Annotated in this window: 12 protein-coding genes; 5 read left to right on the forward strand and 7 right to left on the reverse strand. The window is 49.9% G+C overall.

Annotation, left to right across the window (positions count from 1 at the left end):
• Nucleotides 1-12: 12 nt before the first annotated feature.
• The gene (locus LC084_RS06840; protein ID WP_226570445.1) at nt 13-1,980 is read right to left on the reverse strand and encodes a peptidase U32 family protein; all 1,968 of its coding nucleotides are present in this window, start codon (nt 1,978-1,980) and stop codon (nt 13-15) included.
• A gap of 90 nt (nt 1,981-2,070) precedes the next feature.
• Nucleotides 2,071-2,610, reverse strand: coding sequence for a helix-turn-helix domain-containing protein (locus tag LC084_RS06845; RefSeq protein WP_226570446.1), 540 nt, complete (start codon nt 2,608-2,610; stop codon nt 2,071-2,073).
• Nucleotides 2,611-2,706: 96 nt separating this feature from the next.
• Between LC084_RS06845 and LC084_RS06850 the strand changes: the two genes are divergently transcribed.
• Entirely contained in the window at nt 2,707-3,891 is a 1,185-nt protein-coding gene (locus LC084_RS06850) for a benzoate/H(+) symporter BenE family transporter (RefSeq protein WP_226570447.1), read from the forward strand.
• Here the strand turns inward: LC084_RS06850 and LC084_RS06855 are convergent.
• Entirely contained in the window at nt 3,840-4,715 is an 876-nt protein-coding gene (locus LC084_RS06855; RefSeq protein ID WP_226571158.1) for a helix-turn-helix domain-containing protein, read from the reverse strand. The genes LC084_RS06850 and LC084_RS06855 overlap by 52 nt on opposite strands.
• 175 nt (nt 4,716-4,890) lie before the next feature.
• Between LC084_RS06855 and LC084_RS06860 the strand changes: the two genes are divergently transcribed.
• Together LC084_RS06860 and LC084_RS06865 are read left to right on the forward strand one after the other, a co-directional pair.
• Nucleotides 4,891-5,793: a DMT family transporter gene (locus LC084_RS06860; RefSeq protein WP_226570448.1), complete on the forward strand. Its 903-nt coding sequence runs from the start codon at nt 4,891-4,893 to the stop codon at nt 5,791-5,793.
• A gap of 114 nt (nt 5,794-5,907) precedes the next feature.
• Nucleotides 5,908-6,336, forward strand: a complete 429-nt coding sequence (locus LC084_RS06865; protein ID WP_226570449.1) for a VOC family protein — start codon at nt 5,908-5,910, stop codon at nt 6,334-6,336.
• Here LC084_RS06865 and tehB read toward each other — a convergent pair.
• Nucleotides 6,296-6,886: a tellurite resistance methyltransferase TehB gene (gene tehB, locus LC084_RS06870; RefSeq protein WP_226570450.1), complete on the reverse strand. Its 591-nt coding sequence runs from the start codon at nt 6,884-6,886 to the stop codon at nt 6,296-6,298. The two genes, LC084_RS06865 and tehB, sit on opposite strands and share 41 nt — an antisense overlap.
• Nucleotides 6,887-6,966: 80 nt before the next feature.
• On the opposite strand from tehB, the gene LC084_RS06875 reads away from it, so the two are divergent.
• Nucleotides 6,967-7,887, forward strand: coding sequence for an LbetaH domain-containing protein (locus LC084_RS06875; protein WP_226570451.1), 921 nt, complete (start codon nt 6,967-6,969; stop codon nt 7,885-7,887).
• Here LC084_RS06875 and rimL read toward each other — a convergent pair whose 3' ends face one another.
• Nucleotides 7,888-8,463 carry a 50S ribosomal protein L7/L12-serine acetyltransferase gene (rimL, locus tag LC084_RS06880; protein ID WP_226570452.1) on the reverse strand — a complete coding sequence of 192 codons (576 nt, stop codon included), beginning with the start codon at nt 8,461-8,463 and terminating at the stop codon, nt 7,888-7,890.
• Nucleotides 8,464-8,735: 272 nt separating this feature from the next.
• Between rimL and hpxO the strand changes: the two genes are divergently transcribed.
• Nucleotides 8,736-9,893, forward strand: coding sequence for an FAD-dependent urate hydroxylase HpxO (gene hpxO / locus LC084_RS06885; RefSeq protein ID WP_226570453.1), 1,158 nt, complete (start codon nt 8,736-8,738; stop codon nt 9,891-9,893).
• 65 nt (nt 9,894-9,958) lie between these two features.
• Here hpxO and LC084_RS06890 read toward each other — a convergent pair whose 3' ends face one another.
• Together LC084_RS06890 and LC084_RS06895 are read right to left on the reverse strand one after the other, a co-directional pair.
• Nucleotides 9,959-11,614: a glucan biosynthesis protein D gene (locus tag LC084_RS06890; RefSeq protein ID WP_226570454.1), complete on the reverse strand. Its 1,656-nt coding sequence runs from the start codon at nt 11,612-11,614 to the stop codon at nt 9,959-9,961.
• A 186-nt stretch (nt 11,615-11,800) separates the two neighbouring features.
• Nucleotides 11,801-12,580 carry an ABC transporter substrate-binding protein gene (locus LC084_RS06895; protein ID WP_226570455.1) on the reverse strand — a complete coding sequence of 260 codons (780 nt, stop codon included), beginning with the start codon at nt 12,578-12,580 and terminating at the stop codon, nt 11,801-11,803.
• Between the last annotated feature and the right edge of the window lie 6 nt (nt 12,581-12,586).

Below are 12,586 nucleotides of genomic sequence, written 5' to 3' on the forward strand. Positions count from 1 at the left end.
ACAGCCTTAAAATTAACGCCCTTTCCGCCCTGGCAATGTTTTCATTAACTCTTCCGGTGTCACTGATGCCACCACGCTGCCTGGTAACGGCATCTTCATAATATGGTTTTTCATTTTGCCAATGACGTGCATCTCACAGGGTTTACAGTCAAACTTCAGAGTCAGCACTTCATCCTGATGCACCAGTTGCATGGGCGTTGCCCGCCCTTTCACACCCTGCACGCCTTTGGCCTGTTTGGGGCATAAGTTAAACGCAAAACGCAGGCAGTGTTTGGTGATCATTACCGGTACATCGCCTTTCTCTTCATGGGCCTCATAAGCCGCATCAATCAGTTTAACCCCATAACGATGGTAAAAATCCCGGGCTTTCTGGTTGTACACATTGGCAAGAAAAGTCAGGTTTGATTCAGGGTAAACAGGGGGTGGAACGCTGACGGGTTTACGGCTGCCACGTTGGTAATTCGCCATACGGGCATCAGTTAACAGAGCGACGGTTTCACGGCGTAACTGGTTCAACAGGCTGTTGGGTACAAACAACGGTGGCGCTAAAGCTATGCTCACATCACGCGGGTAATAGCAACTTTGCCCCAGTTTCGCCACGCCATCATGCAACTGGCTTTGTGCTTTTTCCGGGTTATTCGCAATATCAAACTGGCCATCAAGGGTATGCGTTACACTCACGCCATCTTCACTGGTTGCAGTCAGTACCAATTGTTCCTGCCAGCCACTTAATTCAAGATCAACCGCGATACGCCGTTCGCTGGAGGTTTTGAGTAAAGCCTGTTGCCAGTTGTGGTCCAGGTTGCGATTAAGCGGATGATGAGGGCGGATTTTATGTAAATCAGCAGGCATTTCATTCGGCCAGACCCGGTAACGCCCTTCCCCCGTTTTCTCAACGGTATTCACCCGGAAACCCACTACCTCGCGTTTGATCATCACATTCAGGCCATCACCGTTAGCCAGTGGCTCACTGGTTTCCACATCAAGGTGTTTAGCTGCAACACTCAGCACTTCACCAACAGGCAAGCCAATAAATTTCGGTGAATCAAAAGCACCAATATCCTGCTTACGCTGATTCACAAAATAGTCTGTGCTGCCGCGGTGAAAGGTTTTATCCGGAGAAGGGATAAAGAAGTGTTCAGTGCGCCCGGCAGAGGCACGTGCAAGATCACTGCGCGACTCAATAATGTTATCCAGTAACTGGCGGTAATAAGCGGTTATGTTTTTCACATAACTCATGTCTTTATAACGGCCTTCGATTTTAAAAGAGCGCACACCCGCGTTGATTAACGCTTCCAGGTTGGCGCTCTGGTCATTGTCTTTCATCGAAAGCAGGTGTTTTTCATAAGCAACTACCCGGCCATGGTCATCTTTCAGGGTATAAGGCAGGCGGCAGGCCTGGGAGCAGTCCCCGCGGTTAGCACTGCGCCCGGTTTGCGCATGAGAGATGTTGCACTGCCCGGAGTACGCCACACACAACGCACCATGAATAAAAAACTCGATGGTAGCATCGGTATTTTCATGAATATCTGCAATCTGGTTCAGATTCAGCTCACGCGCCAGAACGATTTGCGAGAATCCGGCATTCCCTAAAAAACGGGCTTTATCCACACTGCGAATATCGCATTGGGTGCTGGCATGCAGCTCAATGGGGGGAATATCCAGCTCAAGGATCCCCATGTCCTGAACAATCAGCGCGTCCACCCCGGCCTGATACAGGTCAGTAATCAGCTTTTGTGCGCCAGCTAACTCATTGTCATGAAGAATCGTATTCAGTGTCACAAACACTTTGGCACCAAACTGGTGAGCAAAAGGAACCAGTTCAGCAATATCTTTCAGGCTGTTCGATGCGTTATGGCGGGCGCCGAAGTCCGGGCCACCAATATAGACCGCATCAGCGCCATGCAGAATGGCTTCGCGGGCTATTTCGGCATCGCGTGCCGGGCTGAGCAGTTCAAGTTTATGAGTTTGCAGGCGCATAATTGTCTTATTCAGGTTTATTGAAAGGCGGCTATTGTAGTCAGAATCGGGTATGAGCAAAACCGCTTTTCACGGGAAAGTTGCTCCGTTTTAAACCGTAGACGATGGATAGTGAATCAGCGACTGAAATACCGTGGTTATTCCACTACGGTTGGCATAACTATGAGGAACATCGGCAATAAAGCGCCATGCTTCACCGGCGGAAAGGGTGTGCCATTGCCCATCAACACACAACGATAATTCGCCTGTAAGAACAACCACATGTTCAATAACACCCTGTTCATGGGGGCTGGAGTCACTCTGTGTCCCTGGTGCCAATGTAATGTTGAACATATCGAAACGTAATGCCGGGTCATAGGGGAATAGAGGTGTCACCACCATTGCCTGTTGTTGAGCATCATAAACAGGCCGTTCACTGCCAGGCGTGGTAATAAACCGCGACAAAGGTACATTCAGGCCAGTGGCAATTTTCCATAGTGTGGCCACTGTCGGGCTGGATTCATTGCGCTCGATTTGCCCAAGCATGGCCTTTGAAACACCGGTTTTCTCAGCAGCCTGAGCAAGGCTCCATCCACGTTGTTGACGCAACTGCTTCAATGTTGATGCCAGCCAGCTTGCAATATCATCCATAAATTTCTCCTGTGTGGCTGGTCAGTATAGCGCCTTGTACGTTATAACGCACGGTGATATAGTCCGGACGTTATAACGCACAGCGCAGGAGACGTTATGAGGCACACATTCCTTCCTTTCCCAACGGTTATGTCCGGTTTTGTTGCGGTATTAGTTGGCTATGCCAGTTCAGCCGCTATTATTTGGCAGGCAGCCACTGCTGCAGGTGCGACAGCCAACCAGATTGCTGGCTGGATGACCATGCTGGGTATTGCGATGGGTGCCAGTTCTCTGATTTTATCCTGTTGGTACCGTATTCCGGTGCTCACCGCGTGGTCCACGCCGGGTGCCGCATTACTGGCTACCAGCCTGCACGGGCTTACTATTAATGATGCTATTGGCGTTTTTGTCTTTGCTAATCTGCTTATTGTTTTGTGTGGCGTGACGGGGTTATTTGCCCGGCTGATGAAAATCATTCCCCACAGCCTTGCTGCGGCCATGTTGGCTGGGATATTACTGCGTTTTGGGCTGGATGCATTTACTAACCTGCAGGGTCACCTGGCGTTAACCGGTACCATGCTCGTTTGCTGGGTGGTGGCACGCCGTATTGCGCCGCGTTATGCCATTGTTTTCGCTCTGCTTGTCGGGCTGGTTATTTGTGCAATGACAGGCAGTATAGATACCCGGCATATTAATACCCATTTTGTAATACCTCAGTGGGTAACACCGCACTTTTCTCTGCCAGCCTTATTGGGGGTTGGTGTGCCCTTTTTCCTGGTCACTATGGCATCACAAAATGCGCCAGGTGTGGCAACCATGAAAGCATCTGGTTACCACCTGCCGGTTTCATTATTGATGGTTGTCACCGGCACCTTGTCACTATTGCTGTCGCCATTTGGGGTATTTTCTGTCTGTATCGCTGCCATAACCGCCGCGATTTGCCAGAGCCCAGAGGCACATCCTGATGCACAACAACGCTGGAAAGCATCTGCAATGGCTGGCGTATTTTATCTGCTTGCTGGGTTATCTGGTGCCACCATTACATCTTTGATGGCCGCTGTACCGCAGGCGTGGATTCAAACACTTGCCGGGTTAGCATTATTAGGCACCATCAGTGGCAGCCTGGTGCAGGCGCTGAATATCCCTCACCAGCGTGATGCTGCCATTATTACCTTTTTAATCACCGCAAGCGGGGTAACTTTGGGTGGTGTAGAAAGTGCGTTTTGGGGGCTGATTGCCGGTGGTGTTTGTTATGCTTGCCTGGCCCCTAAAGCGCGCATGGCGGAAGGTGTACAGCCATAAACAGCGCGGAAACGGTTTGAAAAATGGCTCGAAGAACTGAAACCACACTGCAGAGCGATATCGGTAAGCGGTAATTGCCCTGCTTTCACCAGTTGTTCGGCTTTGATCATTCGGCGCTGCATTACATACTGATGCGGCGCAACACCAACCGACTGGCGGAACATGCGCGCAAAATGAAATTCGCTGAGCCCTGCCTGCGCCGCCAGCCTGTCCAGAGTAATGGCCGTATCAAGGTGATGCTCTACCCATTCCACAGTCTGGCGTAAAACCACTGGTGCCAGACCACCTTTTACCGGGGGCAACTTCCACTGAACGGTGCTGTAGCGCTGCACAATGTGAGTGAGCAACAATGTAGATGCGGTACTGAGCACCAGGTGGTTTGCCTGTTCCCCCCAGGCGTTATTGAGCAAAAACTGGCGATAGAGTTGGGTAATCTGGGTATCTTCGGCAAACGTCCGTTCATCAAGCTGAATACTGGCCGGGCTGCGGTCCCAAATCTCTTCCGCAATTGCGCGTAAATGCGTATCGGTACAATAAAGGTGGACAAACGAAAGATCTGCCCGCACATCCCATGTAGATTCACTCTGCTCGGGCATCAGGCAAAACCGGTCTGGCCCGCCGCCGTTTTTCCAGCCCTGGTGTGTTTTGTGGTAGGTTTCGTACCCGTCGGCCACATACAAACTTAATGTATGGTGGTCACTCATCTGCGTGATGGTGTCATGCTTATTTGACCAGGATGCCAGTTGTACCCCAGAGTTAAGCTGCACACTGTCGTGTAATACCGCCTTGTGCTGGCGCAAATTTTCGAATGCGTGGTAACCCATATCGCTCTGCCATTGCTTCATCTGTTTGACAGTCTACGGTGGCAATTTCTCCCCTGCCAGCCATTACCAGAAAAAAAACCGCAAGAATATGCAAGTACACCACAACCGGCTGCAAGCCACTTTGCGCAGGCCGCTGCACACTACTTGTTACTTTTTCAGGGTAATGAGGTTATTCATGAACGCAGTACTGTATATTTTGGTCGTGGTCATCTGGGGGACTACCTGGATTGCCATTGCCATGCAACAAGGGCCGGTTGCTGTATCCGTTTCTATTTTCTGGCGGTTTGCTGTGGCTTGTGTCGTGTTATGGCCGGTGATGCTAATGACCCGCCGCCTGAAGGCTATGCACAAACAAGACCATTTACTCTGCCTGCTACAGGGGTGCTGTGTTTTCGGGTTCAACTTTTTTTGCTTCTACCATGCTGCCGCCTGGATAACCAGCGGGTTGGAGTCAGTTATCTTTTCTATGGCTGTTCTGTTCAACGCGGTAAACAGTTTCCTCTTTTTTGGCCAGCGCCCGGCACCACGTTTTTATGTTGCTGCTGTATTGGGGCTGGTTGGTATGGTGGTGTTGTTCTGGGATGATGTGGCAGGCCATACGCTTTCGCTTACCTTGCTGGCGGGTATTGGTTTGAGTGCATTGGGAACGTATGGGTTTTCTTTGGGGAATATGATTAGTGCACGCCACCAGAAACGTGGGCTGGATACACTCACCACCAACAGCTGGGCCATGCTGTACGGTACGTTGGTGATGGGAGCGATTGGCCTGTTCAGTGGCAGCCATTTTATGCCTGAATGGGATACCCGTTATATTAGCGCACTGCTTTATCTGGGGATTTTTGGTTCAGTCATTGCTTTCGGTGCCTATTTCACTTTGGTTGGCCGTATTGGCCCCGCGAATGCAGCCTGGAGCACTCTGCTTTTTCCCCTGGTGGCATTAACAATTTCAACCTTGTTTGAAGGTTACCAGTGGAAAATTAACGCGGTCATTGGGCTGGTTCTGATTTTGGCAGGAAACCTGGTTATGTTCGTGCCTGTCAGTAGAATTCGTGCCGGTTTACGCCTGAAAAGCGCCTGACACTCTGTGCGACAGGGAAAAGTGTGGTGCGCGTAGCACAAAGGCACTTTTGACAACACATGCAGCCCAGAAGCTGCAACACTGCTTAAGATACTGTCAAAAAGGGCTTTTACGATGAACACGCCACACTTACGTATTGCCAGACCGGTTACCTCTCTGACACAAAGTGAAGTGCTCTACTGTACAGGGCTTGGGCTGGAGGTCACTGGCCGCTTTGATGAGCATAATGGCTTTAGCGGCATTATGTTGTCGTACCCGCAGGCAGCATGGCACCTTGAGTTCACATTGTGCCATCGCCACCCAATTACTCCGGCTCCGGGAAGCGAAGACCTGCTGGTACTCTATTACCCAGACCCAACCTGCTGGCGGCAGCGTTGCGAAAAAATGCGCCTTGCCGGGTTTCATGCGATTAACAGTTACAACCCCTACTGGGATCACCATGGGCAAACTTTTATTGATAACGACGGCTACCGCACAGTGATTCAGCAAAGCCAGTGGCCGGTTACACCTTCTGAGCCAGCAGCGTCGCAAACCGCAGTTTAATGCGGTTGCCATCGCTGTCAGTTTTATGCAATTCCCCCACATCTTCATTGTATTTATGCAGGTCCCAGCCTGCATAATACGCAGCCAGTTCACCCTCTTTGAAGGTAAACGGGAATCCGACAGAACATGGAAAATCAGCGGTACTCATTGCTGAGACAATTAAATTCAACCCACCAGGGCGTGTGGCTTCCTGCATCTGGTTAATCAGCCGGGGAATAGCCGCAGGTTCCAGAAACATCATAACCACGGTGGATAATAATAAATCATACGCACCGTGGAAATTAACCTGATTCAGGTCCGCCACTGCAGCGTCGAGATTATTTAATTTTTCCTGCCGGGCAATGCGTTGCAGGTTTTCTATGCTGGCAACGTTTTTATCCCAGGCCTGTACTTGATGCCCGGCATCTGCCAAATAAAGGCTGTTTCTCCCATTACCACAGCCCAGGTCAAGCACCTGGCTGTTAGGTTTTAGCCGGGGAGCCGCACTGCGTAATTCAGAATGCGGTAAGGTAAGCCCGTAGTTGTCATGAAAATAGTTTTCTGTGCGCATCGTTTTCTCCCACCACTGCCTGCAACGAGTGGCAAAGCCTTTAGCGTCTGCCAAAATTAATACAGTAAACGGAGATGATAATGAAAAAATACCAACTGAGCGACCACTGCCGTACGCTTATTTCCACACAGGGGGAAAGTGTCACTCTGTACCAGGTCTGTGCATTGATAGACTTTGGTGCGGTATGCAAAGGTCAGTTGGGAGGTTGGGTGGATGGGCCGCATTGCCTTAGTCAACATGGTTTCGCCTGGATTGAAGAGCAAGCTGAAGTCTTTGGTGGTGCGCAAGTGAGTGGCGATGCACAAATTCTTGGGCACAGCCGGTTAACAGGCCTGCTTCAGGTAACTGATAGCGCGTTGATAAGCGATTGCCAAATGGATGGGCTTGCTCATATTGGCGGTGAAGCCCAATTATTCGACTGCCGTGTAATGGCGGGGATGGGGTTTACCGCAGACCCAGAACAGGTTCTTACTGTCAACGGTAATGCGCATATCCGGCGCAGTTGGCTGGCTCACCAGGTCAGTGTTTGTGACCATACTTATATTGATTTTGGTTTTCTGGAACATCGGGCTTGTGTGAGTGGTTATGCCATTATTCAGGGAAACGATTCCTGTAATGTCTGGCTGTGTGACAATACTTGTGTGACTGACCATGCTCGTATTATTTCAAGCCAGGATGCCGATGGTATACCGGTATTACGTGGCCGAGCCCGGGTTGCGGATTATGCGGTGGTTGAAGGCAACTGCGTTATCTCGGGGGATGTAAACTTGCGGGATTATGCGAACCTGCACGGCGGCCCGATCGTTTTATGCGACCATGTCACCGTACGTGGGCATGGGCGTATCGCGGGTAATGTGCGCCTGGAGAATGCCATAGAACTTCGCGATAACGCCTGTATAGAAACCTGGGATGATGAAACTGTTTTATTGCGAGGCTCAAAAACACTCACGGGCAACCAGCGCATTACTCGGGCCAGCCCTTTCCTGCCTTTTGAGTGTTAATTATTTAGCGCAAGCCTTGCTGGCATCAATAATACGGCCATAGATATTCTGGTCATGATAAGCGCCATTTAGAAATTCGGCTTCACGCAGCCGCCCTTCAAGGGCAAACCCATTGCGCTGAGCAACCTGGTTACTGGCGGTATTGGTTACAATGCATTTAATGACGAACCGGCGCACCAAACCTTCTTGTACATATTTCATCATCATCGCGTTTAGCGAGCGGGACAAAATACCTTTCCCCTGAGCGGCTTCATCGAGCCAGTAACCAATATAGGCAGTCTTATTTGTTGGCTCTATCAGGTTAAAAGACACTACGCCCACCAGTTTTGACTTGCACAAAATCATAAACATTTTGGTGATATTGCGGTGGTGTAACAAGTAATTACCCTGAACCGTTTTCACAGTATCTTCACGGGCATTAACAAACTGAGGCCAGTTCATACTTTGTTGCAACCAGTCTTTATTACGCAAAATCAGCTCAAACAGAGGGTCAACAAAGCGTTCATGCACTGAATGCAACTGAATATGCGAATCCACAGAAATCACTTCATCCTGCCATGTTTGGGGCGTATCCACGGTCGTACCTCATATCTTTTCTATTATTTCAAAGACTAAGTGAAAAATTCGTAAAAGTCTTGTGCTTTATCCGCCCACTTTTGGTGCATGAAAACCCTTTTCGCACCATAAATACGCAATTCATTGCTCAGCTAATATTGCCGGTCATTGTTTGCCAGCCATGAAACCTTTAGTGAAACCATTGGTACTCAGTGCAACTAAAGTTTCAATGCATCTATAACCGCACTTGGTACAGAAATTGCAAAAATTCTGTTACAGAACAGGAGGCAAGCATGAAAGCAATTATAATTGGTGGTGGCATTGGCGGTTTGTCCGCAGCGATAGCCCTTAAACGCTGCGGCATTGAAACCGAAGTCTATGAAGCCGTAAAAGAAATTAAACCCGTTGGCGCGGCAATTTCCATTTGGCCAAATGGGGTAAAATGCCTGAATTATCTTGGCCTTCATGAACATATTGCCGAACTTGGCGGAGATATGGCAAATCTTGCCTATATTGACGGGCACAGTGCAGCCACCCTCACCCGTTTTAGCCTGTCTCCTCTGGTTAAAGCTGTGGGGGAACGCCCTTATCCGGTAGCGCGTGCTGAATTACAAAACATGTTGCTGGAGCAATATGGAAAAGACGCTGTGCAATTCGGTAAGCGGGTTACTCATATAGAAGAGCAAGCCGATGGTGTTTGTGCCTGGTTTGAAGATGGGCATAAAGCAACCGGCGACTTGTTGGTTGCTGCCGATGGCACCCATTCCGTTATCCGCAATTGGGTATTAGGCTACCAAACCGAGCGCCGCTATGCGGGCTATGTGAACTGGAATGGGCTGGTTGAAATCGATGAAAGTATTGCCCCGGCAAATCAATGGACCACCTTTGTTGGCGAAGGAAAACGTGTGTCTTTGATGCCGGTGGCGGGTAATCGCTTTTATTTCTTCTTTGATGTGCCGTTACCTAAAGGCCTGGAAGAAGACCGGACCACATTGCGGAACGATCTTAAGCGCTACTTTTCTGGCTGGTGCCAACCGGTTCAAACGCTTATTGACACGCTGGACCCTCAAACCACAAATCGCATAGAAATTCATGACATCGAACCATTTATGCAACTGGTTCGTGGCCGTGTCGCACTTTTAGGTGATGCCGGGCACAGTACCACACCGGATATTGGCCAGGGGGGGTGTGCGGCAATGGAAGATGCTGTGGTGTTGGCAATTGCACTACAAACCAACTCATTGGGTATTGAAGATGCCCTGCAACGTTATCAGGAAAAACGCAATGAGCGGGTAAAAGACCTGGTGCTCAAAGCGCGTAAACGTTGTGATGTGACACACGGTAAGGATAAACAAGCTACACATGCCTGGTATGATGAGCTGAAAACTGAAACAGGCGAGCGAATTATGGCTGGAATTGAAGATACTGTGATGGGCGGACCTCTGTCCTGACACGATTCCCGGCACATAAAAAACCGCGCAGGCTGCAAACCTTGCGCGGTTTTTTACTCTATGGCCTAGCGCATCTGGCGGTCATCAACATATTTGCGCTTATCCGGTGCCGGGGGGAAATACTGGTAAAGCCAGGTTTCACTAATCGCTTTACCCTGGCAGCGCAGGAACATCCGCATTTCTACTGGATCCACGGAATCGGAAGTGGGATACCAGTCGAACAGAATACGGTAGCCATCAAAGGGTTCCACATACAGAATTTCTACCTGGCGAGCTTCGCCACTGGACAGAGTAATCACAGGCTCGATACCTTTCGGCGCGGCATCTTTCAGGTCTCCACCTACAAAATCGATGGCAAAGCGGCGCGACCATTTTTCTGGGAAGTGTTCACCCGGTGCCCAGCCTTCAGGGAAACTGCCCATTCCTGTACGGGTTGCATACACTTTGGCCATATTGGTGTGATAAGGCGGCAAGCTGCTCCAATACAGGCGGTACTTAAAGTTCAGCGTGTCTCCTGCTTTTACTGGTTTCTCCGGCTGCCAGAAACACACAATATTATCCAGCGTTTCACCCGTTGTTGGGATCTCCATCAGGCAAACATGGCCTTTGCCCCATTCATTACGCGGTTCAACCCACAGGCTCGGGCGTTTGTTATACCAGCCCATCACATCCTGGTAGCTTTCAAAACGGTGGTCGAGTTGCAGCAGCCCAAACCCTTTCGGGTTTTCGTCCATAAATGCGTTGAACTGCAGACGCTGTGGGTTATTGAGCGGGCGGCAAATCCACTCACCATTGCCGCGCCACATTGAAAGGCGGTCTGAGTCGTGAATTTGTGGGTGGATTGTGTCGCACATTCTGCGTTCATTGGTGCCGCAACTGAACATACTGGTCATTGGGGCTATCCCCAATTGCTTGATGTCCTGGCGTGCATACAAGTGATTTTCGACTTCCATAATCACCTGGGTTTCTTCGCACTGAATGGTGAATTTGTACGCACCAGTGGCACTTGGGCTATCCAGCAAGGCATACACGACAAAAGTTGTGTCGCTGGCTTTCGGCGTTTCAAACCAGAATGCCGTAAAATCCGGGAATTCTTCCGGTTTATCGGTAAAGGTATCAATGGCCAGGCCACGAGCGGAAAGCCCATATTGCCAGGTATTATCTACAGCACGGAAATAGCTTGCGCCGAGAAAAGAGACCACATCACGGCGCGCCAGTTCAGGGGCTTTAAAAACTTTAAAACCAGCAAAGCCCAGGTCTGGCTGCCCTTCTAATTGGCTAACGTCCACACCCGCATCGTGGTAATTGAAAAGATCAGGCCGGAAATGCACTTCTCTTGCCTGGTGGGTTGCCGGGTCGAGAGAGAACATTCTGACACGGCGGCGAAAGCCCATTCCTACGTGGAAAAACTGCACATCCAGTTGGCGGTCTTCAATGTTGTGCCACAAAGAATGCGCTGCATCATACTGAATGCTGTTGTAAGCCTGCGGCGTTAAATCGGCCAGAGTTTGCGGCAACGGACGAGGTGCGCCGCCCCAGGCTTTTTGCGCCAGGTCATGAGCCATGGACTGCAACACAGAAAAATCGAAAGTGCGGGTACTGCCATCGGCAATTCCTGACTCTTGTGCCCACGCAGCGCGTGAGAAGAAAGTGGCAAGTGCTGGTGTGCCACAGGCAGCGGCCAGCGCCATAGAGGCTTTTATAAAACGTCTGCGATTCATGCCGGATTCATCGTCCTTTTTGTCAGGATATTAGCGTTAGGTTAACGGGCATCCTCACCATGCACTTAAGCCCGTTGCCATGACACTCTAGACAAAATTTATCGTGAATCCAACAACACAACGCTACGACCCGCTTGAGCGCCTGTTTTTCGGACATGTCTCCCTCAGGCCGTAGCGCTAACAGTGTTATTTCACGCTGACATCAATACCCGGGAAATATTTTTTAGCAAGTGTTGTGACTGTGCCATCAGCCTGTAATTTGCTGATAGCCGCATCCAGGCGTGCTTTGGTTTCGGTATCACCTTTGCGCAGACCAAAACCGATCCCGCTACCCAGAATTTTGTCATCGCTTACAGGTTTACCGACGAAACCGAAGCCCTTGCCCTGGGGCTTGCTCAGGAAACCAGCCTGACCCGCGGCTGACATCACCAGTGAGGCATCAATACGGCCATTAAGTAAATCGGCCCACGCCATATTCTGGTCTTTGTATGACACAACGGTGACGCCCTGTTTTTCCCAATGCTCTTTGGCATACACTTCCTGAATAGAACCCTGCAGAACGCCAATGGTTTTTCCTTTTAGTGATGCTGCTGTCGCATCCATCCCACTGCCTGCTTTACCTACCAGTTGGGTTGGTATCCGGTAAATGGGGTGGGTAAAATCAATGCTTTTCTCACGCTGTTCAGTGATGTTCATTGCCGAGTTAATGGCGTCGAATTTTTTTGCCATCAGGCCTGGGATCAGTGCATCGAACGAGGTCTCTACCCATTCGCATTTTAGTTTTGCCGTCTGGCAAACTGCTTTGCCCAGATCGATATCAAAACCTTCTAACTGACCATCGGCGTTACGGCTTTCAAATGGTGGATATTCGGCTTCCAATCCAAAACGCAATGTGCTCTCTGCCGCAATAGCAGACAAAGAAGACAGCAACCCAGCGGCCAATATAAGTGATGTGATTTTTTTCATGAGTAA

The organism is Mangrovibacter yixingensis, from assembly GCF_020523985.1.
Taxonomy (GTDB): domain Bacteria; phylum Pseudomonadota; class Gammaproteobacteria; order Enterobacterales; family Enterobacteriaceae; genus Mangrovibacter; species Mangrovibacter yixingensis.

What these genes read in the sequence shown, in the direction of transcription:
- LC084_RS06840 (WP_226570445.1), bottom strand. Translation starts at nt 1,980, where the DNA reads ATGCGCCTGCAAACTCATAAACTTGAACTGCTCAGCCCGGCACGCGAT.
- LC084_RS06845 (WP_226570446.1), bottom strand. Translation starts at nt 2,610, where the DNA reads ATGGATGATATTGCAAGCTGGCTGGCATCAACATTGAAGCAGTTGCGT.
- LC084_RS06850 (WP_226570447.1), top strand. Translation starts at nt 2,707, where the DNA reads ATGAGGCACACATTCCTTCCTTTCCCAACGGTTATGTCCGGTTTTGTT.
- LC084_RS06855 (WP_226571158.1), bottom strand. Translation starts at nt 4,715, where the DNA reads ATGGGTTACCACGCATTCGAAAATTTGCGCCAGCACAAGGCGGTATTA.
- LC084_RS06860 (WP_226570448.1), top strand. Translation starts at nt 4,891, where the DNA reads ATGAACGCAGTACTGTATATTTTGGTCGTGGTCATCTGGGGGACTACC.
- LC084_RS06865 (WP_226570449.1), top strand. Translation starts at nt 5,908, where the DNA reads ATGAACACGCCACACTTACGTATTGCCAGACCGGTTACCTCTCTGACA.
- tehB (WP_226570450.1), bottom strand. Translation starts at nt 6,886, where the DNA reads ATGCGCACAGAAAACTATTTTCATGACAACTACGGGCTTACCTTACCG.
- LC084_RS06875 (WP_226570451.1), top strand. Translation starts at nt 6,967, where the DNA reads ATGAAAAAATACCAACTGAGCGACCACTGCCGTACGCTTATTTCCACA.
- hpxO (WP_226570453.1), top strand. Translation starts at nt 8,736, where the DNA reads ATGAAAGCAATTATAATTGGTGGTGGCATTGGCGGTTTGTCCGCAGCG.
- LC084_RS06890 (WP_226570454.1), bottom strand. Translation starts at nt 11,614, where the DNA reads ATGAATCGCAGACGTTTTATAAAAGCCTCTATGGCGCTGGCCGCTGCC.
- LC084_RS06895 (WP_226570455.1), bottom strand. Translation starts at nt 12,580, where the DNA reads ATGAAAAAAATCACATCACTTATATTGGCCGCTGGGTTGCTGTCTTCT.